The organism is Saccharopolyspora rhizosphaerae, assembly GCF_003931915.1.
Taxonomy (GTDB): domain Bacteria; phylum Actinomycetota; class Actinomycetes; order Mycobacteriales; family Pseudonocardiaceae; genus Saccharopolyspora; species Saccharopolyspora rhizosphaerae.
On record NZ_RSAA01000026.1, the window covers coordinates 1 to 26,087 of the forward strand.

Sequence of the window (26,087 nt, forward strand, 5' to 3'; positions counted from 1 at the left end):
GCGAGCTACAAACCCTGCTCGCCACCTGGTCAGGCACCTGCCCCACCTGCCACCAACACATCCACCGATTACCGACCTAACAAAGCACTACTAGCGGAGGTGAGCACCGCTTTCGCGGTGCGGTGCGGCTACCGGGAACGCCGAAGGCTGGGGCAAGAGCGGCTCCACGACGCACGACTCCGTGGGCTCCACGAGCTCCGCGACCCCGTGCGCCGCTCCTGGTGCAGGCCGCTGCACGGCCTCCCGGGTCACCCGGTGAGGGGGTGGTGCGACATGTCGCACTACCCCCTCACCGGGTGACGAGCAGCGGAGCCGGCTGAGTTCTTCGTCGAAGTTCGCGCGACGTTCGAGGGCCGAAGTCCTTCGTCGAAGTTCGCGCGAATTGTGAACGGAACTGCGCAGGATCGGGGCTCGGAACGGGGGGTTGGCCGGGTCTTCTACGCCTCGGCTTCGTCCTCTTCTCCGGGGTGCAGCGGGGGGAGGGCGGCGATCGCTTCGTTGCGGCTGAGGCCGGAGGCCTGCATCAGGTCGACCGCGATCGAGCGCACCTGCAGCACGACCACCTGCATCGAGAAGTCGCCCTCGCCCAGCATCTCCACGGTGGACTTCTTGGCGACGGAGCGGGCGGCTTCCCTGGCCTGCAGCGGGTCCACGCCGCTGGCCAGCTCGTCGCGCAACAGCACCACGGCCCCCGCGAGCTCTTCGAGCATGCCCGGCAGCGGTCGCGGCACGGGCTCGCCGGCCCGCAGCGCGGCCAGCGCGCGCCGGGCCAGCACACGGGTGTTGCGCAGCGCCCGGTCGACGGGGGTGGCGGCGACCTCGTAGCGGTCGAGGTCACCGCGCCTGCGCCACCGGATCGGCGCGAAGCGGGCGATCTCGGCCCCGGCCTCCAACGCGGCGCGGAACTCCTCGACCGACTTCTGGCTCTTGCGGGCGTCGGCGAGCACGTCGGCGGCCATCGACACGTCGCGGTGCGCGACCGCGCTGGCGATCCCGCGCAGCGCATCGGTCAGCGCCCCCAGCACCACGCGCCCGTTGCGGTGCGCCACGGCGAGCGGGTTGGCGGGCAGCAGCGCGGCGACCACGAAGCCGACCAGCCCGCCGACCACGGCGTCGATCATCCGCGTCAGCCCACCGGCCGTGGCGGGCGGCAGCAGGGTCGCGACCAGCACGGACGACGACGCCGCCTGCATCACGATGAGCACACCGCTGTCCAGCAGCACCGCCGTGGACATCGCGAGCGCGACGACGAGCGCGATCTGCCAGGGGCCGGAGCCGATCACCGAGATCAGGACGTCACCGACACCGATGCCGATGCTCACGCCGACGACGAGTTCGAGGGCGCGACGCATCCGCTGGCCCAGCGAGACCCCGAGCGAGATCACCGCGGCGATCGGGGCGAAGAACGGAGCGACGTGGCCGATGACGTCGTGCGCGAGGAACCAGGCCAGTCCGGCGGACACACCGCACTGCACGATCGGCACGCCGGTCCGGTACAACCGCCGGAGCCGCCGGATCAACTCCTCGCGCACTCGCCCCACGAACCCATCCTCCGCCACCGAACGTCCCCACCGCCCTGGCACGACGTGCCCGGCCTCCGCGGACGGGAGCCGGGCACGTGGCGGTCAGGCCAGCCCGGTGGCCTCCAGGGACGCCGGGTCGCTGTCCTCCAGGAGCTGACGGCAGCGGTCGAACTCGTCGGTCTCGCCGATGGCCCGGGCGGCCTTGGCCAGCGCCGCGACCGAGCGGAGGACGCCGCGGTTGGGCTCGTGCCGCCACGGCACCGGGCCGAAGCCCTTCCAGCCCGAGCGGCGCAGCGCGTCCAGGCCGCGGTGGTAGCCGGTGCGCGCGTAGGCGTAGGCGGCGATGTTCTCGCCCCGCTGCAGGGCGGCGTCGGCGAGCGCGGCCCAGGCGGCGCTGAACGCGGGGTGCTGCGCGGCGACCTCGGTGGGGTCGGTGCCGGCGTCCAGCGCGCCCTGCGCCTCGGGGCTCTCCGGCAGCAGCGTCTCCGGCGGCTCCAACAGGTTCCTCGTCATGACCCAATCCTCGCACTACCGCCCGGACGACGACGGCCCGTCCACCCCGGGGGCGGACGGGCCGTGGTCGCGGACGTGCTCGGCTCAGCCGGCGATCATGCGACCTGCCGACTTGAGGACCTCGCAGCCCTGGGCCACGCGAGCGGCCATGGCCTGCTCGGCGACCTTGAGGTAGCTGCGCGGGTCGTAGGTCTTCTTGTTGCCGACCTCGCCGTCGACCTTCAGCACACCGTCGTAGTTCTTGAACATGTGCTCGGCGATGGGCCGGGTGAAGGCGTACTGGGTGTCGGTGTCGATGTTCATCTTGATCACGCCGTAGGAGACCGCCTCGTGGATCTCCTCCAGCAGCGAACCGGAACCACCGTGGAAGACCAGGTCGAACGGCTTCGAGCCGGGCGCCAGGCCCAGCTTCTCCGACACCACGTCCTGACCCTGCTTGAGGATCTCCGGGCGCAGCTTGACGTTGCCCGGCTTGTAGACGCCGTGCACGTTGCCGAAGGTGGCGGCCAGGAGGTAGCGGCCCTTCTCGCCGTTGCCGAGGGCCTCGACGGTCTTCACGTAGTCACCCGGCGCGGTGTAGAGCTTCTCGTTGATGTCGTTGGCGACGCCGTCTTCCTCGCCACCGACGACACCGACTTCGAGCTCCAGCACGAGCTTCGCCTTGGCCGACTGCTCCAGCAGCTCCTGCGCGATCTGCAGGTTCTCGTCGAGGTCGATCGCCGAGCCGTCCCACATGTGCGACTGGAACAGCGGGTTCTCGCCGCGGTTGACGCGCTCCTGGCTGATCTGGATCAGCGGGCGGACGAAGCCGTCCAGCTTGTCCTTCGGGCAGTGGTCGGTGTGCAGCGCGATGTTCACCGGGTACTTGGCGGCGACGACGTGCGCGTACTCGGCGAGCGCCGTGGCACCAGTGACCATGTCCTTGACCTTGGTGCCGGAAGCGAACTCGGAGCCACCGGTCGACACCTGGATGATGCCGTCGCTCTCGGCCTCGGCGAACCCGCGCAGCGCCGCGTTGAGCGTCTCCGAGGAAGTCACGTTGATCGCTGGATAGGCGAATTCACCGGACTTCGCCCGGTCCAGCATCTCCGTGTAGACCTCGGGGGTCGCGATGGGCATCGGTCATCCTCCTCAGATGGAGTTCGGTCTTCAGTGACGCGAGTTCGCGCAGCATCTTAGGAACCCCCGAGCGCCTTCCGCGGCAGCTCAGGGCAGTTACCACTCTTCCGCGCGTCACAGTGCCCCAGCGGTGTTGTTTTGAAAAGTTGGTGCAAGGATTCAGAAAACGATCCTGTGCACATAGTCACACGCCGGGGCACCCGCCGCCTACACCCAAGCGCCGGTGACGACCTCCCACTGCCTGATCGTGGTGGAAGCGATGACCCCGGCCTTGGTGTACGGGTCCGCTGCCAGCAGGTTCTCCAGCTCCGCCTCGTCGGCGGTCTCGTAGATGATCTGCGCGCCCTTGCCGTCGGTGTAGGGGCCGCCGGCCAGCAACTTGCCCTGCTCGGCCAGCACTCGCGAGTACTCCCGGTGGTCTGGCCGAACCGCCAGCCGCTTGTCCTCGTCCGGCCCGTAGACCAGTTCGACAACGAACCTCGCCATGTCGTCCTCCATCGCGGCGAATTCAAACGATCGCCTCGACGCTATCCGAGAACCGCCCCCGCGGACCCCTCCGCACCCGGTACGTTCTCCGATCATGGGCGGTCACGCGGAAGGGGTGGAGCGCAGCGTCGAGAAGACCTTCGGCACGCTCCGCAAGTTGGACGGCGTCCACCGGGACGCGCAGCAGCAGCCGCTGTCCCTCGAGGACATCTACCGGCAGCAGCGGATGCGGATGGTCCGGTTGGCGATCCTGCTGGTCGACGACATCAGCAGCGCCGAGGACGTGGTCCAGGAAGCGTTCACCGGCCTGTACCGGAACTGGTCGGGCCTGCGCGACGCCAACGCTGCGATCGCCTACTTGCGCACCGCGGTCGTGAACGGGTCGCGGTCGATGCTCCGCCGCCGCAAGACGGCTCGCGAGTACCAGCCGCCGCACCAGGCCAACGCGCGTTCCGCCGAGTCGCTGGCGATGCTCACCGCCGAGCACCAGGCCGTGGTCGACGCGCTGAGCAAGCTGCCGCGCCGCCAGCGCGAGGTGCTTGTGCTGCGCTACTACGGCAACCTGTCGGAGGCCGAGATCGCCGAGGCGACCGGCGTCTCCAAGGGCACGGTGAAGTCCACGGCCAGCCGGGCGCTGGACGCGCTGCAGAAGCACATCGGCGGATGAGGTTTCCCACGAACGGCTCGTGCCCGGCGAACCGGACACGTTCGACGTGCGACCGTCCGTGGAGGTGGCGATGAGCCCCACAACACCGTCGTTGGTGTAGACCACTGCTCGCGTTTGGCGGAGGATCGAGGTTGTGAACACTGCCGAACTGATCCTCACCGGCGCACGGGTGGTCACCCCGGGCGGAGTCGCGCAACCGGGCTGGGTGCGGGTGTCCTCGGGCACGATCGTCGACGTGGGCGACGGCGCCGTTCCGCACGGCCCCGCCGTCGAGCTGTCCGGCCGCTGGCTGGTCCCCGGCTTCGTGGACGTCCACTGCCACGGCGGAGGCGGCGGCGCGGTCACCTCGCTGGAGCCCGAGCAGACGCAGACCGCGGTCGCCCACCACCGGGCGCACGGCACCACCACGATGCTGGCCAGCCTGGTGTCCGCGCCGATCTCGGAGCTGGTCAAGCAGATCGCCACGCTCGCCGAGCTCACCGCCGACGGGCTGATCGCCGGTGTTCACCTAGAAGGACCGTTCCTCTCGCACGCGCGGTGCGGCGCACACGCGCCCGAGGTGCTGCGCGCGCCGGAGGCCGACGACGTGCAGCAGCTGCTCGACGCCGGGCGCGGCGCGGTCCGGATGGTCACCCTGGCGCCCGAGCTGCCCGGCTCGGCGGACGCGGTACGGCAACTGGTCGATGGTGGTGCGGTCGCCGCGGTCGGGCACACCGACGCGAACGCCGAGCAGGTGCTGGCGGCGGTGGACGCCGGGGCGACCGTGGCGACGCACCTGTTCAACGGCATGCGGCCGCTGCACCACCGCGAGCCCGGGCCGGTCGGTGCGCTGCTCGACGACGAGCGGGTGAGCGTCGAGCTGATCTGCGACCTCGTGCACCTCCACCCGACCGTGGCGCGGCTGGCCGCCACCCACGTCGGGACCGACCGGACGATCCTGGTCACCGACGCCATCAGCGCCACCGGCGCGGGCGACGGCACCTACGAGCTGGGCGCGCTGCCGGTGACCGTGGTCGACGGCGAACCGCGGCTGGCCGACGGCTCGCTGGCCGGCAGCACGCTGACGATGGACGCCGCGTTCCGCAACCTCGTGGTCAGCTGCGGCCTGCCGGTGCCCGCCACGGTCGCGGCCACGGCCACCAACCCGGCCCGCCGGCTCGGCCTGACCGGGGTCGGCGAGATCCGGCCGGGGGCGCGCGCCGACCTCGTGGTGCTCGGCGACGACTTGGACCTGCAGGGCGTCATGCGGCGTGGCCAGTGGCTCACCGAGCCCTCCTGACCAGGTCCGCCTCGAGGTGCACCGATCACGGCCGCCAGCTGGCCAGGGGCGCGCGATGACCGGCGAGAGCCCCGAGGAGGCGCTGTCCGCCGCGCTGCGCGCGCGAGCGGCCGGGCGGCCCGGTCCGAACCTCGGCGGCAGCGGTGGACGTGCGCAGGCTTGTTGCTGTTCGCAACCGCACTGGGCTCGGTGGCCGGGTTCGTCGTGGCGGTCGCGTCGGTGCTCCACCCGTTCGGGTGACGAGAGGTGTGCGCTGCGTTGATGTCAGCTGGGTCGCCCGACGGTTGCGGAGCGCGGCGCCACGGTACCGTTGGCAACCGTGACGTCCGAATTCGCCGCCGCGGCACAGCCCGCGCTCGCTCTGCTTCCGGATTGGCTGAATCCGGAGAACATCGTCTCTGGTCTCGGCCCGTTCGCGCTGATCGGCGTCTGCCTGATCATCTTCGCCGAATGCGGTCTGCTCATCGGCTTCTTCCTGCCGGGTGACTCGCTGCTGTTCGTGACCGGCCTGTTCGTCGCCACCGGGTCGATCAACACGCCGGTCTGGCTGGTCTGCGCACTGCTGGCGGTGTGCGCTTTCATCGGCAACGTGACCGGCTACTGGATCGGCCGCAAGGTCGGTCCGGCGCTGTTCAACAAGCCTGACTCGAAGCTCTTCAAGCGCGAGCACGTCGACAAGACGCACGCGTTCTTCGAGAAGTACGGCGCCCGCGCGATCATCCTGGCCCGCTTCGTGCCCATCGTCCGCACGTTCATCACGGCGGTCGCCGGCATCGGGCAGATGGACCAGAAGAAGTTCTTCAGCTACTCGGCCATCGGCGGTGTGGCCTGGACCGTGAGCATGACGCTGCTCGGGTTCTTCCTCGGCAACATCCCGTGGATCCGGAACAACATCGAGGCGATGGCGATCGTCATCGTCCTGATCTCCGTCGTCCCGATCATCATCGAGTACGTCAAGAGCCGCCGCGAGAAGGCTCGCGAAGCAGCCTGACGAAGTCCTCGAGCAAGAGCCGGCACCCCAGGGTGCCGGCTCTTCTCGTGTCCGGGGCCGCACGTCCGTCCGGGGCCGCGCCTCCGTCCTGGGCCGCGTGTCCGGCATCCCCTACCAGCTGGGGAAGGATGGTCGGGCCCCAGCCTGGCGCGACTCGGGCTACCTGCCCAGACCGCCCGCCCCCGACCCCGACACGCCGCCACCCGAACCCGACACACTGCGGCGTGTCGACTGCCTACACGCCGAGCATTCCAAGTTCGCGCGAATTTCGAACTTGACTACCCGGTCGCAATGTCGCGCGAAGGTTCGACGGCGCCCGCGTGAGCGTGGTCGGGGCTCATCGGGTGCGCGTGTTCCGGTTGCTGGTCAGGTGTCGTGCTCAGGCGACGGGAGTCCTTGCTCGGGTTGGCGTGCCGGGCAGTGGGAAGTCCGGGCTGAACCTGGCCTCGCCGGTGGGCTCCGTGTTCGGCGGGGCCACCTGAACACACCCGGCCTCGTCAAATCGCTCAGCCTTCGACCGCGGGGTTCACCTGAACACACCGGCCTCGTCAAATCGCTCAGCCTTCGACCGCGGGGTTCACCTGAACACACCGGCCTCGTCAAGCCGCTCAGCCTTCGACCGCGGGGTTCACCTGAACACACCGGCCTCGTCAAGCCGCTCAGCCTTCGACCGCGGGGTTCACCTGGCCGCTGGTTTTCACCAGGCTTCGTCGAGGTTGGCGTGTTGCTGGATCCAGGTGTGCATGACGACGCCTGCGGCGACGCCCGCGTTGATCGAGCGGGTCGAGCCGAACTGGGCGATCGAGACGACCAGCTCCGCCTCGTGGCGTGACTCCTCGTGCAGGCCGGGGCCCTCCTGGCCGAACAGCAGCACGCAGCGGCGCGGCAGCTCCGCGCGCTCCAGCGGCACCGCCCCGGGTGTGTTGTCCACCGCCACCACGGCCAGGTCCTCGGCTCGCGCCCACTCGACCAGCGAGGCGACGTCCGGGTGGTGGTGCACGTGCTGGTACCGGTCGGTGACCATCGCGCCCCGGCGGTTCCAGCGCCGGCGGCCCACGATGTGCACCGCTCGCGCCAGGAACGCGTTGGCCGTGCGCACGACGGTGCCGATGTTGTGGTCGTGCTGGAAGTTCTCGATGGCCACGTGGAAGTCGTGCCGCCGCCGGTCCAGGTCGGCGATGATCGCCTCCCGCCGCCAGTAGCGGTACTCGTCGACGACGTTGCGCCGGTCGCCGTGCTCCAGGAGCTCCGGGTCGTAGCGCTCGTCATCGGGCCAGGGCCCCTCCCACGGGCCGACCCCGACGCTGGTGCCCCACTCGGTGGGCCCGACGTCCTCGCTCACGCCAGCCCGAGGTCGGACAGCCCCAGCAACGAGCGGTAGGGCAGGCCGGCCGCCTCGATGGCCTCGCGCGCCCCCGTGGCGCGGTCGACCACGGTCGCCACGCCGACGACCTCGGCACCGGCCTCGCGCAGCGCGTCCACGGCGGTGAGCACGCTGCCGCCTGTGGTCGAGGTGTCCTCCACGGCCAGCACCCGCTTCCCGGAGACGTCCGGCCCCTCGACCTGGCGCTGCATCCCGTGCGTCTTGGCGCTCTTGCGCACCACGAAGCTGTCCAGCGCCGGGCCGTCGGCGTGCATCATCGCGGCCGCGACCGGGTCGGCGCCGAGGGTCAGGCCGCCGACGGCGCTGTAGTCCCAATCAGCGGTGATCTGCCGGAGCAGACTCCCGATCAGCGGAGCCGCCTGGTGCTGCAGGGTCGCGCGGCGCAGGTCCACGTAGTAGTCGGCCTCCTTGCCGGAGGACAGCGTGACCTTGCCGTGCACCACCGCGAGCTCCTCGACCAGGCGGGCCAGTTCGGAGCGCTGCTTCTCGTTCACCACGAGGTGTGAGGATAGTTCTCAGGTCCGGCCCGGAACGGTGCGGGTGACCACCATGCGCTGCAGCTTCTTCGGGATGAGCCGTCCGATCGCGACCAGCGCCTTGTACTGGGCGCCCGGGATCGACACCGGCTTGCCCGCGCGCAGGTCCGCCAGCGACTCGTGCACCACCTGGTCGGCCTGCAGCCAGAACGCGCGCGGCAGCTTGCTCATCTCCAGGCCCGCGCGCTGGTGGAACTCGGTCTGGGTGAAGCCCGGGCACAGCGCCATGACCCGCACGCCGGTGCCGGTCAGCGCCGTCGCCAGCCCCTCGGAGAAGGCGATCACGTAGGCCTTGGTGGCCGCGTAGGTGGAGCCGGAGGCGGTGAAGAACCCTGCCACGCTGCCGACGTTGATCACGTCACCGCGCCCGCGCTCGCGCATCTGCCGCACGGCGGCGTGGGTGAGCTCGAGGACCGCGGCGACGTTGACCTCCAGCTGCCGCTGCAGCACGTCGGTGGACAGGTCCCAGAAGGCGCCGCCGGTGCCGAAACCGGCGTTGTTGACCAGCACGTCGACCGGCTCGTCGACGTCCCCGACGCGCGCGGCCACCTGGGCGCGCTGGGCGGCGTCGGCCAGGTCGGCGGTCAGCACCTCGACCCGCACGTTGTGCCTGGTCTGCAGCCGGTCGGCGAGCTCTCCGAGCCGCTCGGCGTCGCGCGCGACCAGGACCATGTCGTGACCTTCAGCCGCAAGCCGACGAGCGTAAGCGCGGCCGATTCCGGCGGTGGCGCCGGTGACGAGTGCGGTAGGCATGTTCCCGAACCTACCGGTCTCGGAATGCGGGCGGCGCCGCGGTGCGGCAGGCGGAACCGGTTGCGCGACCTACTGGATGTGCTCCGACGCTTCCTCGGAGTCGGCCGGGGCAGGAGCGCTGTTCGGGTCGTTGTCGAACGGGTCGACCAGGTCGGCGAGGTCCCCGAGGTCGCGCAGCAAGCGCTCCAGGCGCGCCGGGTCGGCGTCGGCCGGGTGCATCGCGGCGAGCACCCAGTCGTTCTCCAGCCACACCACGGTGACGTCCTGGCCGATCTCCTCGGTGGCGTCGACCAGGTCCTCGGTGACCAGCGGGCGAGCCGCGGCGACCTCGGTGACGAAGGCGTACCGCGAACCGACCGGACCCAGCAGGTCCAGACCCGAGTCCTGCGGCACGGGGACGTCGGGGAGCCACAGCTCGATGGTCGCCGGGGCCGTGCGGCGGCAGCGGATGCCCACCACGACCGCGACGTTCTTGCCGCCGGCCTCGAGGTCCAGCACGTAGACCTGGCGACGGCCGTCGGCGGTGAAGGTCGAGCCCGCCACCACGTCGGTCGCGGTCGTGGCGCCGTTCTGGGCGAGCACGCCGCGTTCCCACCGGGTCGGCAGGACGCGGTCCACCTCGGCGAACTGCCAACCGCGCAGCGCCGCCCAGCGGCGCCGTTCCCGGTTGTTCGAGGTGCGCTGCGACCGGTCGGAGATCAGCAGCGCGACGCCGGCGACGATCGCGACGGCGGCGACGAGGAACCAGAGCCACGCAGGTATGCCCACACCGGGCAGGGTAGTCCGAACGTCGCGGATCTCGAAGATCACCTGGGGATCGGAGTTCGAACCGCTCGTTCGGCTGATCTTGACGTGCGAAAACCGGACGTCAGGCCGTTCTGCCGTCGCAGAGCGCACGCCACTCGGCCGTGTCGGGCGCCGGGCCGCGCAGCGGTGCGCCCTCCGCGCGCATGCCGTCGAGGACGAGCCCGAGGTAGCGGGCGCGGAGCTCGGCGCGGCGCGGCTCGCTGGTCGGCAGCGACGGGTTGAGGTGCTTGAACAGCAGCAGGACGTCCGGCCAGTCCACGTCGGCGCGCAGTTCGCCGGCCAGCTTGGCGTCCTCCACCAGCGCTTCGATCACCTCGGCGACCCTCTGCTGCAGGTCGCGGAACACCACCGAGCGGGGGTGCTGCGCTTCCGGCTGGGGCAGCACGGTCCCGATGCCCGACCCCTCGCGCAGGCAGCGGTGCATGAACCGGCTCAGCGCCTGCCACGGGTCCTGCTCCTCGGCGCGCGCGGCCTCGGCCTCGTCGATGACCAGGCGGAACGCCGCGATGCGCACCTGCTCGACGAGCTCGGTCTTGCTCGGGTACCGGCGGTAGATGCTGGCGACGCCGACTCCGGCGCGCTGGGCGACCTCCGAGATCGGGGCGGCCATGCCGTGTTCGGCGAAGACCTCCCGCGCCGCGCGGATGACGGCGTCGTCGTGCCGAGCGGAGGCTGCTGTGGGCATGGGCACAAGGCTACGCCCGTGCGGAATGGTTCGTTCCGCCCAGCGGTTGTCGCTGCCGGACCGACCGATCTCCACACCCGAGGAAGCGCATGACCACCGAACTGGCTCGACCCCGCGTCCAGCGCGAGAGCGGGCTGTCGCGTTCCGGCTCGTTCTGGTCCATCGGCGGGATCTACGCCCTGTTCCTGATGGCCTCGACCGCTCCGTCCCCGATGTACTCGCTCTACCAACAGCGGTGGGGTTTCACCAACACCGTGCTGACCGAGGTGTTCGCCTCGTACTCGGTGGCGATCCTGGTGGCGCTGCTGCTCTGCGGATCGCTGTCGGACCACGTCGGACGGCGCCCGGTGCTGGTCGGTGCGCTGGTGCTGGAGATCGTCGCGGTGCTGGCGTTGGCCCTGGCCTCCGGCGTCGGCGGGCTCTTCGCGGGCCGCGTGCTGCAGGGCCTGGCCACCGGGGCGGCCACCAGCGCGATCAGCGGTGCCCTGCTGGACTTCCAGCGGCCGGGGTCGAACCAGGTTTCGCTGGTCAACGGGGTTGCCGCGGCGCTGGGCATGGCGCTCGGTTCGCTGCTGGCCGGCGTGCTGGTGCAGTTCCTGCCCGGTCCGACGCTGACCACCTACCTGCTGCTTGCCGCCGGTTTCGCGGTGGCGATCCCGGTCGTGCTGGCGATGCCCGAGCCGGTGGCGCAGAGCAGCCCGCTGCGCGAGGCGCTGCGGCCCCGGCGGCCGGTCGTGCCCGCCGGGCAAGGCCTCCGGTTCGCGCTGATGTCGACGATGGTGCTGGCCTCGTGGACCGTCGGCGGGATGTTCATGTCGCTGGCCCCGTCAGTGGTCAAGGGCATGGTGCACAGCTACCCGAACCTGATCAGCGGTCTGCCGGTGGCGGTGCTGGCCGGGCTCGGCGGGCTCACCCAACTGCTGCTGGCCCGCTGGACGGCCGAACGCGCGGTGCGCGTCGGTGCAGGGCTGATGGTGCTCGCTCTGGCCGGGGTCGCAGCTTCGGAGATCACCGCCGACGCCGCCCTGTTCTTCGCGGCCGCAGCCGTGCTCGGGATCGGGTGGGGGCTGATGTTCATGGGCGCCTTCCGGCTGCTCACCAGCCTGGCGGCGCCGCACCAGCGCGCCGGGACATCGTCGATGATCTACGTCGTCGCCTACCTCTCGGCGACCGTCCCCAGCGTCACGCTCGGCTACCTCAGCACGATCACCGACCTCCGCACCGCGACCCTGGCCTTCACGGCGGCAGCGTCCCTCTTCGCTGCGATCGCGGCCCTGTCGACCACCCGCCGCTGACCAGCGAGGACGTCGCCACCGGCGCCCTTCCGGACCCCGCACGTGTCGCACGAGATCTCCGTTGCCCGGCCGAACGACATGTCGCGCGACTTGTCATCGCCCAGGCGAACGACACTTCGCGCGCCATGTCGTTGCCCGGGCGAACGACGCAGGGAGGCGGGCCCGGTGGGAACCCCTCGCGGAGGGTGAGGGGTTCTCACCGGGTGTCCTCGGAGGGTGGGTCACTCGGCGGGTTCGACCACCAGGCCTTCGTTGTCGTCGGTGACGTCGATGCGGACCTTGTCGCCCTCGCGGATCTCGCCCGCGAGGAGCTTGCGGGCCAGCTGGTCGCCGATGGCCGTCTGCACCAGGCGGCGCAGCGGGCGGGCGCCGTAGATCGGGTCGAAACCGTTGAGCGCCAACCAGTCCCGGGCTGCCGGCTGCACGTCGAGGGTGAGCCGCCGCTGCGCGAGCCGCTTGGCCAGCCTGCGCACCTGGATGTCCACGATGGAGGTGAGCTCCTCGGTGTTGAGCTGGTGGAACACCACGACGTCGTCGAGCCGGTTGAGGAACTCGGGCTTGAAGTGCCCGCGCACCACCGACATCACGGCCTCGTCCCGGTCCTTCTCGGTGAGGTTCGGGTCGGCGATGACCTGCGAACCCAGGTTCGAGGTGAGCACCAGGATCGTGTTGCGGAAGTCGACCGTGCGGCCCTGCCCGTCGGTGAGCCGTCCGTCGTCGAGGACCTGCAGCAGCACGTCGAAGACGTCGGAGTGGGCCTTCTCCACCTCGTCGAACAGCACGACCGAGTAGGGCTTGCGGCGCACCGATTCGGTGAGCTGGCCGCCCTGCTCGTGGCCGACGTAGCCGGGCGGGGCGCCGACGAGGCGGGCCACCGAGTGCTTCTCGGCGTACTCGCTCATGTCGATGCGGATCATCGCCCGCTCGTCGTCGAACAGGAACCCGGCCAGGGCCTTGGCCAGCTCGGTCTTGCCGACACCGGTCGGGCCGAGGAACAGGAACGACCCGGTCGGCCGGTCCGGGTCGGCCACGCCCGCGCGGCTGCGCCGGACGGCGTCGGAGACCGCGCGCACGGCCTCCTCCTGCCCGACGACCTGGTTGGAGAGCGCCTCCTCCATGCGGAGCAGCTTGGCCGTCTCGCCCTCCATCAGGCGTCCTGCCGGGATGCCGGTCCACGCGCTGACCACGTCGGCAACGTCGTCGGCGGTGACCTCCTCCTGCAGCATCGCCTTGCGCTCGGACTGCGCCTCGGTGGCGGATTCGAGCTCCTTCTCCAGCGAGGGGATCCGGCCGTAGCGGAGCTCCGCGGCCTTGCCCAGGTCGCCGTCGCGTTCGGCGCGCTCGGCCTCGCCGCGCAGCTGCTCCAGCTGCGTCTTGAGGTCGCGGACCCGGTCGATGGACTCCTTCTCCTGCTGCCAGCGCGCGGTGAGCTCGGAGAGCTTCTCGCGCTTGTCGGCGAGTTCGGCGCGCAGCGCGGCGAGCCGTTCGCCGGAGGCCGGGTCCGACTCCTTCGACAGCGCCATCTCCTCGATCTCCAGGCGGCGCACGGCGCGCTCCACCTCGTCGATCTCCACCGGCCGCGAGTCGATCTCCATCCGCAACCGGGAGGCGGCCTCGTCGACCAGGTCGATGGCCTTGTCCGGCAGGTACCGAGCGGTGATGTAGCGGTCGGACAGGGTCGCGGCGGCGACCAGGGCGCCGTCGGTGATCCGCACACCGTGGTGCACCTCGTAGCGCTCCTTGAGCCCGCGCAGGATCGCCACCGCGTCCTCCGGGCTCGGCTCGCCGACGAGCACCTGCTGGAAGCGGCGCTCCAAAGCGGCATCGGTCTCGATGTGCTCGCGGTACTCGTCGAGCGTCGTGGCTCCGACCATGCGCAGCTCGCCGCGCGCGAGCATCGGCTTGATCATGTTGCCGGCGTCCATCGCGCCCTCGCCGGTCGCGCCGGCGCCGACGATGGTGTGCAGCTCGTCGATGAAGGTGATCACCTGGCCCGCGGAGTCGGTGATCTCCTTGAGCACCGCCTTGAGCCGCTCCTCGAACTCGCCCCGGTACTTCGCGCCGGCCACCATCGAACCGAGGTCGAGGGCGACGACGCGCTTGCCGCGCAGCGATTCGGGCACGTCACCGGCGACGATGCGCTGGGCGAGGCCTTCGACGATGGCGGTCTTGCCGACGCCGGGCTCACCGATGAGCACCGGGTTGTTCTTGGTCCGCCGGGACAGCACCTGCACGACGCGGCGGATCTCGGCGTCGCGGCCGATCACCGGGTCGAGGTCGCCGGAGCGGGCGCGTTCGGTGAGGTCCTGGCCGTACTTCTCCAACGCCTGGTAGGTGCCTTCAGGATCGGGGGTGGTCACCCGCGCCGAGCCGCGCACCTCGGAGAAGGCGTCGCGCAGGGCGTCGGGCGTGGCGCCGTGCTTGCGCAGCAGCTCGGCCACCCGTCCGCCCTCGGCGGCCAGGCCGACCAGCAGGTGCTCGGTGGAGACGTAGTCGTCGCCCATCTCCGTCGCCAGCCGTTGCGCGTGGGTGAGGGCCTTGACGGCTTCGCCGGACAGCTGCGGGGTGCCCACGGTGCTGCCGGTGGCGGTGGGCAGCGAGCTCATCATTGATTCGAGCTCGCGGCGCACGTCGGAGACCTCGGCACCGACGGCGCTGAGCAGCGGCGCCGTCAACCCGTCGGCCTGGGCGAGCAGCGCGCCGAGCAGGTGGGCCGGGCCGACGTCCGGGTTGCCCGCCATGGTGGCGGCCTGGACCGCGGAGGAGATCGCCTGCTGGGTCTTCGTCGTGGGGTTGAACGCGTCCATTCCTCACCTCGTGCCGGTTCGTGCTCGGTGTTCCCGCTGGTCGACGCCAGACTCAACACGTTCAACGTAACAAAAGTTGAGCGAGTTCCGCTCAAGGCCAACTTCCCGAACCGGAATCGGTCTTTCACACCACGTGAGGCCGGAGCGAACCGTTCGGGCGAACTTTCTGCAGATTGTTACTCACAGTGCTTGTATTCAGCGGTTTTGCCCGCTTTGCTATTGCGCCATGACATACACCTTGGGGACCGCACCGCCGGACGGCGAACTCGTCCTCGCGGCCGAGTCCGGTCCGCTCGCCGGTATCGAGGAGACCATCAACAACGTCTTCACGCCGATCTCGGAGGCCTTCTCCGGGTTCGTCTTCGGTGAGATCACCGTCTTCGGCGTGAGCTTCCCGTGGATCGTGGCGTGGCTGGTGATCGCCGCGACGGTGTTCACCCTGGTCTTCGGCTTCGTGCAGATCAGGAACTTCAAGCTCGCCGTCGACCTGGTGCGCGGCAAGTACACCAGCTCCGACGAGCCGGGCGAGATCAACCACTTCCAAGCGCTCTCATCAGCCCTGTCGGGGACCGTCGGGCTGGGCAACATCGCCGGTGTCGGTGTCGCGGTCACCATCGGCGGCGCGGGGGCCACCTTCTGGATGATCCTCTGCGGCCTGCTCGGCATGGCCACCAAGTTCGTCGAGTGCACCCTCGGTGTGAAGTACCGCGAGATCGACGAGAACGGCAACGTGCACGGCGGCCCGATGCACTACCTGCGCAAGGGCCTCGCCGAGCGCATCCCCAACGCCTTCGGCCGGGGACTGGGCAAGGTGCTGGCCGTGCTGGCCGCGGTCATGATCCTGCTGTTCGGCGTCGGCGGCGGCAACATGTTCCAGGCCAACCAGACCTTCGCCCAGGTGCGCGACGTGACCGGCGGCGAGGAGGGCCTGCTCGGCTCCGACGGTGCTGCGCTGGTCTTCGGCATCGTCCTGGCGATCATCGTCGGCGCGGTCGTCGTCGGCGGCATCAAGTCGATCGGCGCGGTGACGAGCAAGCTGGTCCCCGCGATGGCGGTCATCTACGTCCTCGCCTCGCTGACGGTCATCGGCGTCAACATCACCGCGGTGCCGGACGCGGTCGTCACGATCGTCCAGGGCGCGTTCACCCCGGAGGCCGGCTTCGGCGGTCTCATCGGCGTGCTGATCGTCGGTTTCCAGCGCGCGGCGTTCTCCAACGAGGCCGGCCTGGGATCGGCGCCGATCGCGCACTCCGCGGTCCGCACCGAGCACCCCGTCACCGAGGGCCTGGTCGCGCTGCTGGAGCCCTTCATCGACACGGTCATCGTCTGCACCATGACCGCGCTGACCATCGTCATCGCGCAGCCGCAGCTGTGGCTCGACGGGCAGAAGGCCGCGATGGCCGGCGGAGAGGAGCCGGACGGCGTCACCGTCACCTCCGAGGCCTTCGCCACCGTCCTGCCCTGGTTCCCCTACGTGCTGACCGTGGCGGTCGTGCTCTTCGCCGTCTCCACGATCATCACCTGGGGCTACTACGGCCAGCGGGCGTGGCTGTTCCTCTTCGGCAACACGCGGGTGAGCATGAACATCTACAACGTCGTGTTCTGCCTGTTCGTGATCGTCGGTTCGGTGCTGAGCCTGAGCAGCGTCATGGACTTCACCGACGCGGTGCTGTTCCTGCTGGCCCTGTTCAACATCATCGGGCTCTACATCATGATCCCGGTGGTCAAGAACGAGCTGGCCGACTACAAGGCCAAGATCCGCTCCGGCGAGGTCCGCAAGGTCGACAAGGCCGGGGTCTGATCCCGACGGCCGGTGGCCTTCCGGCGCCGCTCCGGATCCGGAAGGCCACCGGCCTGGCTCAAGCCGAGAAAGCGAGAAGCCGTGCGCACCCCCGACGTGCGCACGGCTTCTCCACGCGGAGCGGCCGAGCCAGCCACAGCAGACCGCTCCGAGTCCTACCCCTCCTCGCGCACCACCTGGATGTCGATCTGCACGCGCAAGGTGGTGCCGACGGCAGCGATGCCGGAGGCCAGCGACTGGTTGAAGCGCACCGCGAAGTCGTCGCGGCGCAGCTGCGCGACCGCCGAGGCGGAGGCGCGCGTGCCGCCCCACGGGTCGGTGCCGACGCCGTCGAAGCGCGTGTCGAGCACGACCGGCTTGCTCACGCCGAGCATCGTCAGCTCGCCCTCGATGTCCCACTTGTCACCGCCGCGGGCACGCAGCCCGGTGGAGCGGAAGGTGATCTCCGGGTGCTCGGCGACGTGCAGGAAGTCCTCAGCACGCAGGTGGTCGTCGCGCATCGAGTTGCCGGTGTCGATGCTCTCGGCCTTGATCCGGGCCTCCACCTGAGACGTCTCGATCGGCGTGCCGATGTGCACCTCACCGGCGAACTCGTTGAACCGGCCGTGGATGCTGCTCAGGCCCAGGTGCTTGGCGGTGACCTGGATGGAGGAGTGCACCGGGTCGATCCGCCAGAGCCCGGGGGCCGGCAGGTCGGCGCCGCCGACGCGGCGGACCTCCACGTCCCCGAGGGTGGCCGTGGCGCCCTCGTGCACCAGCGTGGTGCGCGCAGCGGGCTCGTGGCCGATCGCGGTGACGATCGCGGTGTAGGCGCCCGCGGCGATCCCGGAGACCACCACCGAGCCCTGGCCGTCGCCCTGGGCCCGTGCGACCTGGGCGCCGCTCCCGTCGATGAGGGTGAGCACCGCCTCCGGTACCGGCCACCCGTCGCTCCCGCGCACCGAGGCGGTCACCGCCCCGGAACCCCGAGCGGCACCGGTCACGCCGTGGTCCGCCGCGGCCTGCGGTCGGCCGAGATCCATCGTGAAAACACTCCTTCGGGCAGAGCTCGATCCTGATCCTGCTCGGTGGGCGGGTCCGGCGTCCAGCCGTTCCCGCCCGCCGCAGCAGGACCGTGATCTGCGGGTGGTGCAGGTGCGAACGTCAGCCTTCCGGGTAGCCCAGGTCGACGTCGTGCGACGACTCCTGGCCCGTCAACCGCAGCGAGCTGGCGACCGGCGGGTACCCGCTGGCGATGACCGTGTACTCGCCGTCCGGCAGGTCTGTGAAGTGGTAGTTGCCGTCGATGTCGGTGGTGCCCGCGGCGACGACCGCGCCCGAGGAGTCCAGCAGGGTCACCCGCGCGTCCGGCACCGGGACCCCGAGGTTGGCGGAGCGGATCACACCGTGCAGCTGCGCACCGGTCTGCAGCGCGACGTCCAGCCGCACCCGTTCCCCGTCGGTGACCACGATCGGGTGGGCCACCGGGCGGTAGCCGTCGGCCGTGACGGTCAGCGCGTACGATCCGCCGACCAGGTCGGAGAAGCCGTACTCGCCGTCGGCGTCGGTGGCGTTGGTGGCCACGACCTCGCCGCGCACGTCGGTGAGCACCACCATCGCGCCCGGCACGCCGACCCCGCCGACGTGCACCAGGCCGCTGAGCTCACCGGCGCCCAGCAGCTGCACGTCGTGACGGACCGGGCCGTCGGAGACGACGACCATCGAGGCGGTCGGCTGGTAGCTGCCGCCGGAGGCGATCAGCACGTAGGTGCCGGCGTTCTCGACCTCGAAGTGGAACTGGCCGTCGTGGTCGGTGCGGGCCCGCTCGACCTGGCGCCCGTTGGCGTCGGTGAGCGTGAGCACCACGCCCGAGACCGGGGTCCCGATCGAGTCGTGGACGACGCCGTGCACGGACCGCCGCACGAGCTCCTGGCCCTCCAGGAACCGACCGGTGAGCGCCGCGCCGTTGGAGGCGAACGACGGGATCGACGGCTCCGTCCAGGGGCTGGCCTGCTCGGAGTTCACCTGCGCACCGTTGTTCCTGCCGTTGTCCAGGCCTTCTTCGTGTGCGGCCACCGAAGCCGCCTCCATTTCCTCGTTGCTTTCGATCGTGGTCCGCAACGGCTTCTCGCGGATGAACAGCACCGCGAGGAAGGTGACCACGGAGATGCACGCCGAGATGAGGAAGATGTCACCGATGGCATCGCCGTAGGCCGCGCGGACGATGGTCTGGATCGGCCCGGGCAGGTGCCCCACGTCCAGCGATCCGGTGCCGCCGCCGGAGGCCGCGGCCTGGGCCGCGCCGGGGATCTGCGACAGACCCTCCACGATGTAGTCCTGCACGCGGGTGGCCAGCACCGCGCCTAGCACCGACACACCAGCCGAACCTCCCAAGGTGCGGAAGAAGGTGACGACGGAGGTCGTCGAGCCCATGTCCTTGGCGCTGGTGGCGTTCTGCACGGCCAGCACCAGGTTCTGCATGAGCATGCCCACTCCGCTTCCCATCAGGAAGAGGTAGACCCCCATCAGCACCAGGTTCGTTTCGTGATCGACGGTGCTCAGTAGCCCCATCGCAATGATCATCACGATGGAGCCGACGAGCAGGAACGGCTTGGTCTTGCCGGTGACCCGGGAGATGACCTGGCCGCTGATGGTGGAGGAGAGAAACAGCCCGCCGACCATGGGCAGCGTCATCAGGCCAGCGGTGGTCGGGCTGAAGCTGCGCGCGATCTGGAAGTACTGGCCGAGGAACACCGCACCGCCGAACATCGCGGTGCCGACCGCCACGGTGCCCAGGGTCGCCAGCGTGACGGTGGGATTGCGGAACATCCGCAGCGGCACGATCGGTTCGCTGTGCCGGGACTCGATGATCACGGCGATGATCAGCGCGAGGAGCCCGCCACCGACGAAGCAGCCGGTCTCCGGCGACAGCCAGTCGAAGTCCTTGCCGGCCAGCGAGACCCAGATGAGCAGCAGCGACACGCCGCCGACCAGGAACAGGGCGCCGAACCAGTCGATCTTGACCTCGCGCTTGACCACCGGCAGCTTGAGCACCCGGCCGAGCACGATGAAGGCGATGACGGCGATCGGCACGGTGACCCAGAAGCACCAGCGCCAGCCCAGCCACGGGGTGTCGACGATGACACCGCCGACCAGCGGGCCGCTGACGGTGGCGACCGCGAAGGTGGCGCCGATGTAGCCGCTGTAGCGGCCGCGGTCGCGCGGCGGCACCATGGCCGCGATCACGACCTGGATCAGCGCCTGCAGACCACCCATGCCGATGCCCTGCAGGGCGCGGAAGCCGATCAGCGTCTCCATCGACTGCGCGAACCCGCCGGCCACCGAGCCGACGGTGAAGATGGTGATGGCGACCTGGTAGAGCAGCTTCTTGCTGAACAGGTCGGAGAGCTTGCCCCACAGCGGGGTCGAGGCGGTCGAGGTCAGCAGCATCGCCGTGACGACCCAGGTGTACTGCCCTTGGGTCCCGTTGAGGTCGGCGATGATCCTCGGCAGCGCGTTCGACACGATGGTCGAGCTGAGGATGGCGACCAGCAGCGCCAACATCAGGCCGGACATGGCTTCCAGGATCTGGCGGTGCGACATCGCCGGTTCCTGGGCCGACTCGTGCGGCGCGCTCGGTTGAGCCGACACCTCGGGCGCCGTCTCCGTCGAGCTGGTCATCGAGTTCCTTCCCCCATCTCGGAGCCCGAGAGGTCTCCGTCGTCGATCGTGTGGCGGCGGATGTCCGACATCGCGTCGCCGAGCAACCGGGCCAGTTCGCGGACCTGGGCGTCGTCCCAGCCGACCAGCGCCTCGCTGATCCACTCCTGCTTCTTGCGCTCGAGCTCGGCGACGACCTGGTCGCCGTCAGCGGTGGCGCGCAGCAGCGAGACCCGCCGGTCGGCGGGGTCGGGACGGCGCGTGATCAGTCCGGCCTGTTCGAGCCTGGTCACCTGCCGGCTCACCACGGAGGCATCGACGATGCGGTGGTGGGCGAGGTCGGAGACCCGGCATTCGCCGCGGTGCACGAGCTCGGTGAGCAGTCCTGCTGCCGCGTAGGGCACCTGGTCGGCGATCTGCAGGCTCCGCTGCAGCGCGACCTGCTTGAGGCCCATCAGCGCGCGGAGCGGGCGCAGCAACTCACCGCAGGTCTCTGGTGTCGGTCCCATGCGAGCCCATCCTTTAGTTGCTCAAGGCAACGATAGGACCACTTGGTTGTAGCACGCAACTGAAATGAGGGTGACCCGCAACACCCGAGCCGTTCGGGGGTTCCGCCTGGTGGTGACGGTTCAGCTGGTCTGGTTCAGCTTGCCCAGCAGGCGGGCGAGGTCAGCGAGGTCCTGGGTGCTCCAGCTGGCGAACTGGCCGTGCAGGTGCTTGCGGCGCTCGGCGCGCACCCGCTCCAGCCGCTCCCGTCCCAGCTCGGAGAGCTGGATGCGGCGGGCGCGACCGTCGTCGGGATCGGGCGCGCGCTCCAGCAGCTGCAGGTCGACGAGGGTGGCGATCTGCCGGGAGACGGTCGACTTGTCCAGGCCGGTGCGGTCGGCCAGGTCCATGCCGCGCAGCGGTCCTTCGTGGGCGACCATGAGCAGCAGCGTGTACGACGCCGGGTCGAGGTCCGGGTGCACCAGCGCGGCGATGTGCGTGGAGAGGTTCCGGGCGTTGCGGAACATCATCACCAGCTCGCGCTCGACCTCCTCCGCGGCCTCCCGGCGCGCGGGGTCCTCGAGGATCTCGTCGTCGTGCTCGTCCACTGCTCTCCCCGCACGTCGTGACCGTTTCGCCCCACTCTAAGGAGCTCGGCCGCGCTGCGGAGCACCAGCCCGAGAACTCGTCGGTCAGCGCCCGGTCGACACCTCGTGCCACGGGCGCGGCATGCCCTTGGCGCCGAAGTAGTCGCCGCCCTTGCGCTTGACGTCATCGGTGCCCCAGGTGCGTTCGCGCAGGACAGGCATCATCCGTGGGATGTGCTTGCGGCAGTGGATGTAGGCCTCCTCGACCTGCACCACGACCCACCGCTCGGGCGTGCGCCCGCGGTCGAACTCCGAGGGCAGCGCCGGGTAGATGGCGCGCAGGTCGGAGTCCTCGACGATCCGGGCCTTGCCGTTGACGTGCAGGCCGATCAGGTCGGTGACGAAGTCCACCAGGAGGATTCCGACGTGCGGGTTCTCGCTGATGTTGCCGAGGCTGGCCATCACGCCGTTGCCCCGGTACTCGGGGTAGCAGACGTGCTGGTCGTCGAGCACCTCGATGAAGCCCGGAGGACCGGCCCGCAGGCTCGCGTCGCACTCACCACGGGCGTCGGCGGTGGCCACGAAGGCCATCTCCATGCGGCCGATGAACCGCTTCATCTCGTCGTTGAGCCGGTCCAGAACCTGGTCGTCGTAGAAGCGGCGGGCCCGCTTCTCGGTGCCGTAAGCGCACTGCAGGAGGTGCTCGCCGGCGGATCCGGGCAGGGTCGGGGAGGCCTGCTGGAACGGGTCGGCGAGCTGCGGCTCCGTCGGAGCGGGGGGTGGTTCGGCGTCGGCCAGTTCGAGGTCCAGCATGGCTGCGGGGGCCATGCCGACCGGTGTGCTGTGATCGGGGGTCACAGCGCGCCACAGTGTCACGTCGCTCCCTCAGGTAACAGGATGCCTACTAGCTTTCCCCCGACTGAATGATGGATTATCTACGTGAAGTAGTTGCAAAGCACTCGAAAGTGCCATCAAGGCAGACGATCAACTGATCAGAGGTTAGGGTCGCCCCTGAGTCGGGGGACGTTTGCAGGTAGCGGTGCGCCCACCCCAGGTGCTTGCCGCCAACGTGGAGAAGACTGCGCCCGAAACGATGACGAACGCCGTACTGAGCCCCGGTCCGCCCCCGAACAACGAGCCGTCCAACTCCGGCGTGAGCAAGATGGTCCGGCTGATCCGCGAGAGCTACGCGGTGGTCGAGCCGCACTCGGACGAGGTCGCGAAGTTCTTCTACGGCACCTTGTTCAGCATCGCGCCGCACACCCGCGAGCTGTTCGCCGCCAACATGGAGGTGCAGCGCAGCCGCCTGCTCCGAGCGCTGGTCCACGTCATCCAGATGGTCGACAAGCCCGACGAGCTGCTGCCGTTCCTGCACCAGCTGGGCCGCGACCACCGCAAGTTCGGCGTGGTCACGCAGCACTACGAGGCGGTCGGCACGGCACTGCTGGCGGCCATCAAGCGCTACGCCGGTGACGCTTGGACCGACCAGGTCGAACGCGCCTGGGCGGAGGCCTACACGGTCATGGCCTCGGCGATGACCGAAGCGGCCGCCGCCGACGACGGTCCCGCCTGGTACACCGGCCAGGTCCTGCACCACGAGCGGCTGAGCTGGGACCTCGCGGTGATCCGCGTCCAAGCCGACCACCCGGTGCCCTACCAGCCCGGCCAGTACGTCAGCGTCGAGGTGCCGCAGCGGCCCCGGATGTGGCGCTACCTCTCGCCGGCCAACGCGCCCGGCGACGACGGTGTGGTGGAGTTCCACGTCCGCACCGTCGAGGGCGGGTGGGTCAGCCGAGCGCTGGTCGGCCACGCCCAGCCCGGCGACCAGTGGCGGATCGGCTCGCCGATGGGCCGGCTGACCGTCGAGCGGGAGAACTCGCCGGACGTCCTCATGGTGGCCGGGGGAACCGGTGTCGCGCCGATGCGCGCGATCATCGACGAGCTCGCGCAGTACGGCGAGAACCCGCGCGTTCAGCTCTTCTACGGCGGCCGCACCCGCGAGGACCTCTACGACCTGGAGAACCTGCGCCACGTCGCGATGCAGAACCCGTGGCTGACGATCACCGGGGTCCTCGAGGACGACCCGCAGGTCGACGGGGTCGAGCACGGCACCCTCGCCGACGTCGTCTCCAGCTACGGCGCGTGGGAGGAGCGGGACGTCCTGGTCTCGGGCTCGCCGGCCATGATCCGGGCCACGGTCTCCAAGATGCTCGTCGCGGGCACCACCCTCGACCGCATCCGCTACGACCCCTTCACCCTGGACTGAGCCGCTCACCAATCGAGTGCGACGCGACGAGGGCGCCTCCCGACTGGGAGGCGCCCTCGTCGCTCTGAGTCAGCGTTTGCGGTGGGGCTTCCAGACGACCAGGGACGTCTCCTGGCGGACCGGGACGAGGTCCCGGCGGTAGGAGGCGTGGATCTGGGCCGCCGCCGACTCGGCCGCGGCGTAGGCCGCCGCGACCTCCTCGGTGAGCTCGGCGACCTTGGCCTTCAGCGCGTCCACCTGGTTCTCCAGGTCGATGATGCGCTTGATCCCCGCCAGGTTGACGCCCTCCTCCTGGGAGAGGCGCTGGACCTCGCGCAGCAACGCGATGTCGCGCAGGGAGTAGCGCCTGCCACCGGCGGCGGTGCGGCCGGGTGAGACCAGCCCGAGCCGGTCGTAGCTGCGCAGCGTCTGCGCGTGCAGACCGGACAGCTGCGCCGCCACCGAGATCACGAACATCGGTGTGTCCTCGTTGGAACCGGGCGGGAACGCGAATCCCACCTCCGGCCCGATCTCACCAGCACCGGCCATGCCTACCTCCCGAGCAACTCGTTCAGCTCGCTGCGCGGGTCGTGGTCAGCCGTGGCCTCGGCGTACTCCTGCAACTTCTCGGTCGCCTCCTCGTCGAGCTTCGACGGAACCGCGACCTGCAAGGTCACCAGGAGATCCCCGTTGCCACCGGACTTCTTGCCCACGCCTTTGCCACGCACCCGGAAGGTCCGTCCGCTGCTGGTCCCTGCCGGGACCTTCAGCGAGACCTTCCCGTCCAGGGTCGGCACGGTCAACGTAGTGCCCAGGGCGAGTTCCGGGAAGGTGACCGGAACGGTGATCGTCAGGTCATCACCGGATCGTCCGAACACCTTGTGCCCGCTGACGTGCACGACGACGTAGAGATCACCCGCGGCGGCACCTTGCCGCCCAGGTTCGCCCTGTCCGGCCAACCGGATCCGCTGCCCGTCGTCCACCCCCGGCGGGATGCGCACGGTCAGCGTGCGGGTGCGGGTGCTGATGCCCTCGCCGGCGCAGTCGCCGCAGGGGCTGTCGATGATCTGGCCGCGGCCCCGGCAGTCCGGGCACGGCTCGCTGAACGCGAACGCGCCCTGGTTGCGGGTGACCAGACCCACCCCGCCGCAGGTCGAGCAGCTGCGCGGTCGGGTACCCGGCTTGGCGCCCGAACCGCGGCAGGTCTGGCAGGTCGCCGGGCTCGACAGCCGCAGCGGCACCGTGGCTCCGCGCACCGCTTCGTGGAAGTCGATGCGCACCTCGGTCTCCACGTCCGCGCCGCGACGCGGGCGGTTGACCGTGCTCGCACCCGCGCCACCGGGACGCCGGTTGCCGAACAACCCGCCGAACAGGTCGCCCAGGCCACCGGCACCCTGCTGACCGCCGAAGAGGTCGCCGAGGTCGAAGCCGCCACCGGCGCCTCCGGGGCCGCCGAAGCCGCCGTGACCACCGCCGAAGCGACCGCCCGCACCGCTGAAGCCGCCGGATCCGAAGAGCCGGCGGGCCTCGTCGTACTGCTTGCGCTTCTCGGGGTCCGACAGCACTCCGTAGGCCTCGGAGACCGCCTTGAACTTGGCTTCGGCCGTGGCGTTACCGGGGTTGGCGTCGGGGTGGTTCTCCCGCGCCAACTTCCGGTACGCCTTCTTGATCTCCTCGGTCGAAGCGTCGGAGGAAACGCCCAGTTCAGCGTAGAAATCCTTGTCGAGCCATTCCCTGGCACTCACCGGACGCTCCTCCCTCCGCTCCTGATCACTCTTGTTCGGTGGACTCGGTGGACTCGGTGTTCTCGGCCGCCGTTCCCTCGGCCTCGTAGTCCGTCACGGCGACCATCGCCGGGCGCAGGACCCGGTCACCGAACCGGTACCCCCGGCGCATCACGGTCGTGACCGTGGGGCCGGAGACCTCGGAGGAGGTGGTGTGCTGGACGGCCTCGTGCACCGACGGGTCGAACTCGTCGCCTTCAGCCCCGAAGGCCTCCAGACCGGCCGAGTTCAACGTGCCGACGAGCTTGTCGGCCACCGCCTTGAACGCGCCGTTGAGGTCGCCGTGCGCCTCGGCCCGCTCCAGGTCGTCGAGCACGGTCAGCAGGTCGCCCGCGAGCGACGCCTTGGCGCCGTTGATCACGGACTCGCGGTCGCGTTCCACCCGCTTGCGGTAGTTCGCGTACTCCGCGGTGACCCGCTTGAGGTCCGCGGTGAGCTCCTCGACCTGCTTCTGCAGGCCGGTGGGCTCACCGCCCTCCTCCTGGGAGCCACCTCCGGCGGCGGGCTGTTCGGTCGGCTCGTCGGCCTGGCCGAGGTCCTCGCCGAGGGTGCCGGACATGCTTTCGGCCACTTGAGCCTCGTCTCCGTTCGGAGCAGGAGCCCGGCGTTCGCCGGTCTCGGGGTCGATCCGACGTCGATCCCGCACGACCACCGGCTCCTGCTGCTCGCCTTCGTTGCGCGACATTTCGGGCCTGTCCGA

24 protein-coding genes are annotated in these 26,087 nt (G+C 70.2%); 6 read left to right on the plus strand and 18 right to left on the minus strand.

The annotated features are described in order from the left end of the window. Positions 1-437: 437 nt before the first annotated feature. From EIL87_RS21690 to EIL87_RS21705, 4 genes are all read right to left on the minus strand, one after another. Positions 438-1,541 carry an FUSC family protein gene (locus EIL87_RS21690; protein WP_199740552.1) on the minus strand — a complete coding sequence of 368 codons (1,104 nt, stop codon included), beginning with the start codon at positions 1,539-1,541 and terminating at the stop codon, positions 438-440. Positions 1,542-1,625: 84 nt separating this feature from the next. Then, the gene (locus EIL87_RS21695; RefSeq protein WP_125092441.1) at positions 1,626-2,036 is read right to left on the minus strand and encodes a DUF3151 domain-containing protein; all 411 of its coding nucleotides are present in this window, start codon (positions 2,034-2,036) and stop codon (positions 1,626-1,628) included. Positions 2,037-2,120: 84 nt separating this feature from the next. Then, the gene (gene fbaA / locus EIL87_RS21700; protein ID WP_125092442.1) at positions 2,121-3,155 is read right to left on the minus strand and encodes a class II fructose-bisphosphate aldolase; all 1,035 of its coding nucleotides are present in this window, start codon (positions 3,153-3,155) and stop codon (positions 2,121-2,123) included. Positions 3,156-3,362: 207 nt separating this feature from the next. Next, positions 3,363-3,641 (minus strand): YciI family protein, encoded by a 279-nt coding sequence (locus EIL87_RS21705; RefSeq protein WP_125092443.1) that lies wholly within the window; start codon positions 3,639-3,641, stop codon positions 3,363-3,365. A 94-nt stretch (positions 3,642-3,735) separates the two neighbouring features. Here EIL87_RS21705 and EIL87_RS21710 point away from each other — a divergent pair, with 94 nt between their 5' ends. The 3 genes from EIL87_RS21710 to EIL87_RS21720 all read left to right on the plus strand — a co-directional run bounded on the left by EIL87_RS21710 (position 3,736) and on the right by EIL87_RS21720 (position 6,578). Beyond that, positions 3,736-4,308 carry a SigE family RNA polymerase sigma factor gene (locus tag EIL87_RS21710; protein ID WP_125092444.1) on the plus strand — a complete coding sequence of 191 codons (573 nt, stop codon included), beginning with the start codon at positions 3,736-3,738 and terminating at the stop codon, positions 4,306-4,308. Between the two features lie 133 nt (positions 4,309-4,441). Then, complete coding sequence (nagA, locus tag EIL87_RS21715; RefSeq protein ID WP_125092445.1) at positions 4,442-5,587, plus strand: N-acetylglucosamine-6-phosphate deacetylase; 1,146 nt, start codon at positions 4,442-4,444, stop codon at positions 5,585-5,587. A 319-nt stretch (positions 5,588-5,906) separates the two neighbouring features. Then, positions 5,907-6,578 carry a DedA family protein gene (locus EIL87_RS21720; RefSeq protein WP_125092446.1) on the plus strand — a complete coding sequence of 224 codons (672 nt, stop codon included), beginning with the start codon at positions 5,907-5,909 and terminating at the stop codon, positions 6,576-6,578. 697 nt (positions 6,579-7,275) lie between these two features. Here the strand turns inward: EIL87_RS21720 and EIL87_RS21725 are convergent. The 5 genes from EIL87_RS21725 to EIL87_RS21745 form a co-directional block, all read right to left on the minus strand. Beyond that, positions 7,276-7,920, minus strand: coding sequence for a TrmH family RNA methyltransferase (locus EIL87_RS21725; protein ID WP_125092447.1), 645 nt, complete (start codon positions 7,918-7,920; stop codon positions 7,276-7,278). Further along, on the minus strand, positions 7,917-8,459 hold the full coding sequence (pyrE, locus tag EIL87_RS21730) for an orotate phosphoribosyltransferase (RefSeq protein WP_125092448.1): 543 nt from the start codon (positions 8,457-8,459) through the stop codon (positions 7,917-7,919). The genes EIL87_RS21725 and pyrE overlap by 4 nt, the downstream gene beginning before the upstream one ends. Before the next feature lie 18 nt (positions 8,460-8,477). Next, positions 8,478-9,251 carry an SDR family NAD(P)-dependent oxidoreductase gene (locus tag EIL87_RS21735; RefSeq protein WP_125092449.1) on the minus strand — a complete coding sequence of 258 codons (774 nt, stop codon included), beginning with the start codon at positions 9,249-9,251 and terminating at the stop codon, positions 8,478-8,480. Between the two features lie 69 nt (positions 9,252-9,320). After that, entirely contained in the window at positions 9,321-10,019 is a 699-nt protein-coding gene (locus tag EIL87_RS21740) for a type III secretion system chaperone family protein (RefSeq protein ID WP_199740553.1), read from the minus strand. Positions 10,020-10,119: 100 nt separating this feature from the next. Next, a complete protein-coding gene (locus tag EIL87_RS21745) occupies positions 10,120-10,743 on the minus strand; it encodes a TetR/AcrR family transcriptional regulator (RefSeq protein ID WP_125092450.1) in 624 nt (207 codons plus the stop codon). A gap of 89 nt (positions 10,744-10,832) precedes the next feature. Here EIL87_RS21745 and EIL87_RS21750 point away from each other — a divergent pair, with 89 nt between their 5' ends. Continuing rightward, positions 10,833-12,038 carry an MFS transporter gene (locus EIL87_RS21750; RefSeq protein WP_125092451.1) on the plus strand — a complete coding sequence of 402 codons (1,206 nt, stop codon included), beginning with the start codon at positions 10,833-10,835 and terminating at the stop codon, positions 12,036-12,038. A 221-nt stretch (positions 12,039-12,259) separates the two neighbouring features. Here the strand turns inward: EIL87_RS21750 and clpB are convergent, their stop codons facing one another. After that, complete coding sequence (gene clpB, locus EIL87_RS21755) at positions 12,260-14,845, minus strand: ATP-dependent chaperone ClpB (RefSeq protein ID WP_125092452.1); 2,586 nt, start codon at positions 14,843-14,845, stop codon at positions 12,260-12,262. A gap of 226 nt (positions 14,846-15,071) precedes the next feature. Between clpB and EIL87_RS21760 the strand changes: the two genes are divergently transcribed. After that, a complete protein-coding gene (locus EIL87_RS21760; RefSeq protein WP_125092453.1) occupies positions 15,072-16,646 on the plus strand; it encodes an alanine/glycine:cation symporter family protein in 1,575 nt (524 codons plus the stop codon). A 155-nt stretch (positions 16,647-16,801) separates the two neighbouring features. On the opposite strand, the gene EIL87_RS21765 is transcribed toward EIL87_RS21760, so the two are convergent. The 5 genes from EIL87_RS21765 to EIL87_RS21785 all read right to left on the minus strand — a co-directional run bounded on the left by EIL87_RS21765 (position 16,802) and on the right by EIL87_RS21785 (position 22,216). Continuing rightward, complete coding sequence (locus tag EIL87_RS21765; RefSeq protein ID WP_125092454.1) at positions 16,802-17,668, minus strand: YceI family protein; 867 nt, start codon at positions 17,666-17,668, stop codon at positions 16,802-16,804. A gap of 121 nt (positions 17,669-17,789) precedes the next feature. Further along, entirely contained in the window at positions 17,790-20,306 is a 2,517-nt protein-coding gene (locus EIL87_RS21770; RefSeq protein ID WP_125092455.1) for an MFS transporter, read from the minus strand. Then, positions 20,303-20,794 carry a MarR family winged helix-turn-helix transcriptional regulator gene (locus tag EIL87_RS21775; RefSeq protein ID WP_125092456.1) on the minus strand — a complete coding sequence of 164 codons (492 nt, stop codon included), beginning with the start codon at positions 20,792-20,794 and terminating at the stop codon, positions 20,303-20,305. Before EIL87_RS21775 ends, EIL87_RS21770 begins: the two co-directional genes overlap by 4 nt. Positions 20,795-20,914: 120 nt before the next feature. After that, positions 20,915-21,379 carry a MarR family winged helix-turn-helix transcriptional regulator gene (locus EIL87_RS21780; protein WP_233576473.1) on the minus strand — a complete coding sequence of 155 codons (465 nt, stop codon included), beginning with the start codon at positions 21,377-21,379 and terminating at the stop codon, positions 20,915-20,917. An 84-nt stretch (positions 21,380-21,463) separates the two neighbouring features. Beyond that, positions 21,464-22,216, minus strand: coding sequence for a pyridoxamine 5'-phosphate oxidase family protein (locus EIL87_RS21785; protein ID WP_233576474.1), 753 nt, complete (start codon positions 22,214-22,216; stop codon positions 21,464-21,466). A 304-nt stretch (positions 22,217-22,520) separates the two neighbouring features. On the opposite strand from EIL87_RS21785, the gene EIL87_RS21790 reads away from it, so the two are divergent. Continuing rightward, positions 22,521-23,624: an FAD-binding oxidoreductase gene (locus EIL87_RS21790; protein WP_125092653.1), complete on the plus strand. Its 1,104-nt coding sequence runs from the start codon at positions 22,521-22,523 to the stop codon at positions 23,622-23,624. Between the two features lie 69 nt (positions 23,625-23,693). Here the strand turns inward: EIL87_RS21790 and EIL87_RS21795 are convergent, their stop codons facing one another. From EIL87_RS21795 to grpE, 3 genes are read right to left on the minus strand one after another with little or no spacing between them, the layout of a single operon-like run. Next, positions 23,694-24,152 carry a heat shock protein transcriptional repressor HspR gene (locus tag EIL87_RS21795; RefSeq protein ID WP_125092458.1) on the minus strand — a complete coding sequence of 153 codons (459 nt, stop codon included), beginning with the start codon at positions 24,150-24,152 and terminating at the stop codon, positions 23,694-23,696. A 2-nt stretch (positions 24,153-24,154) separates the two neighbouring features. Next, a complete protein-coding gene (gene dnaJ / locus EIL87_RS21800) occupies positions 24,155-25,348 on the minus strand; it encodes a molecular chaperone DnaJ (RefSeq protein ID WP_125092459.1) in 1,194 nt (397 codons plus the stop codon). A gap of 25 nt (positions 25,349-25,373) precedes the next feature. Next, entirely contained in the window at positions 25,374-26,072 is a 699-nt protein-coding gene (gene grpE / locus EIL87_RS21805) for a nucleotide exchange factor GrpE (RefSeq protein ID WP_125092460.1), read from the minus strand. Positions 26,073-26,087: the final 15 nt, after the last annotated feature.

What these genes read in the sequence shown, in the direction of transcription:
- EIL87_RS21745 (WP_125092450.1), bottom strand. Translation starts at nt 10,743, where the DNA reads ATGCCCACAGCAGCCTCCGCTCGGCACGACGACGCCGTCATCCGCGCG.
- EIL87_RS21765 (WP_125092454.1), bottom strand. Translation starts at nt 17,668, where the DNA reads ATGGATCTCGGCCGACCGCAGGCCGCGGCGGACCACGGCGTGACCGGT.
- EIL87_RS21775 (WP_125092456.1), bottom strand. Translation starts at nt 20,794, where the DNA reads ATGGGACCGACACCAGAGACCTGCGGTGAGTTGCTGCGCCCGCTCCGC.
- EIL87_RS21735 (WP_125092449.1), bottom strand. Translation starts at nt 9,251, where the DNA reads ATGCCTACCGCACTCGTCACCGGCGCCACCGCCGGAATCGGCCGCGCT.
- EIL87_RS21695 (WP_125092441.1), bottom strand. Translation starts at nt 2,036, where the DNA reads ATGACGAGGAACCTGTTGGAGCCGCCGGAGACGCTGCTGCCGGAGAGC.
- fbaA (WP_125092442.1), bottom strand. Translation starts at nt 3,155, where the DNA reads ATGCCCATCGCGACCCCCGAGGTCTACACGGAGATGCTGGACCGGGCG.
- grpE (WP_125092460.1), bottom strand. Translation starts at nt 26,072, where the DNA reads ATGTCGCGCAACGAAGGCGAGCAGCAGGAGCCGGTGGTCGTGCGGGAT.
- EIL87_RS21760 (WP_125092453.1), top strand. Translation starts at nt 15,072, where the DNA reads ATGACATACACCTTGGGGACCGCACCGCCGGACGGCGAACTCGTCCTC.
- EIL87_RS21705 (WP_125092443.1), bottom strand. Translation starts at nt 3,641, where the DNA reads ATGGCGAGGTTCGTTGTCGAACTGGTCTACGGGCCGGACGAGGACAAG.
- EIL87_RS21750 (WP_125092451.1), top strand. Translation starts at nt 10,833, where the DNA reads ATGACCACCGAACTGGCTCGACCCCGCGTCCAGCGCGAGAGCGGGCTG.
- EIL87_RS21790 (WP_125092653.1), top strand. Translation starts at nt 22,521, where the DNA reads ATGGTCCGGCTGATCCGCGAGAGCTACGCGGTGGTCGAGCCGCACTCG.
- clpB (WP_125092452.1), bottom strand. Translation starts at nt 14,845, where the DNA reads ATGGACGCGTTCAACCCCACGACGAAGACCCAGCAGGCGATCTCCTCC.
- EIL87_RS21795 (WP_125092458.1), bottom strand. Translation starts at nt 24,152, where the DNA reads ATGGCCGGTGCTGGTGAGATCGGGCCGGAGGTGGGATTCGCGTTCCCG.
- EIL87_RS21710 (WP_125092444.1), top strand. Translation starts at nt 3,736, where the DNA reads ATGGGCGGTCACGCGGAAGGGGTGGAGCGCAGCGTCGAGAAGACCTTC.
- EIL87_RS21770 (WP_125092455.1), bottom strand. Translation starts at nt 20,306, where the DNA reads ATGACCAGCTCGACGGAGACGGCGCCCGAGGTGTCGGCTCAACCGAGC.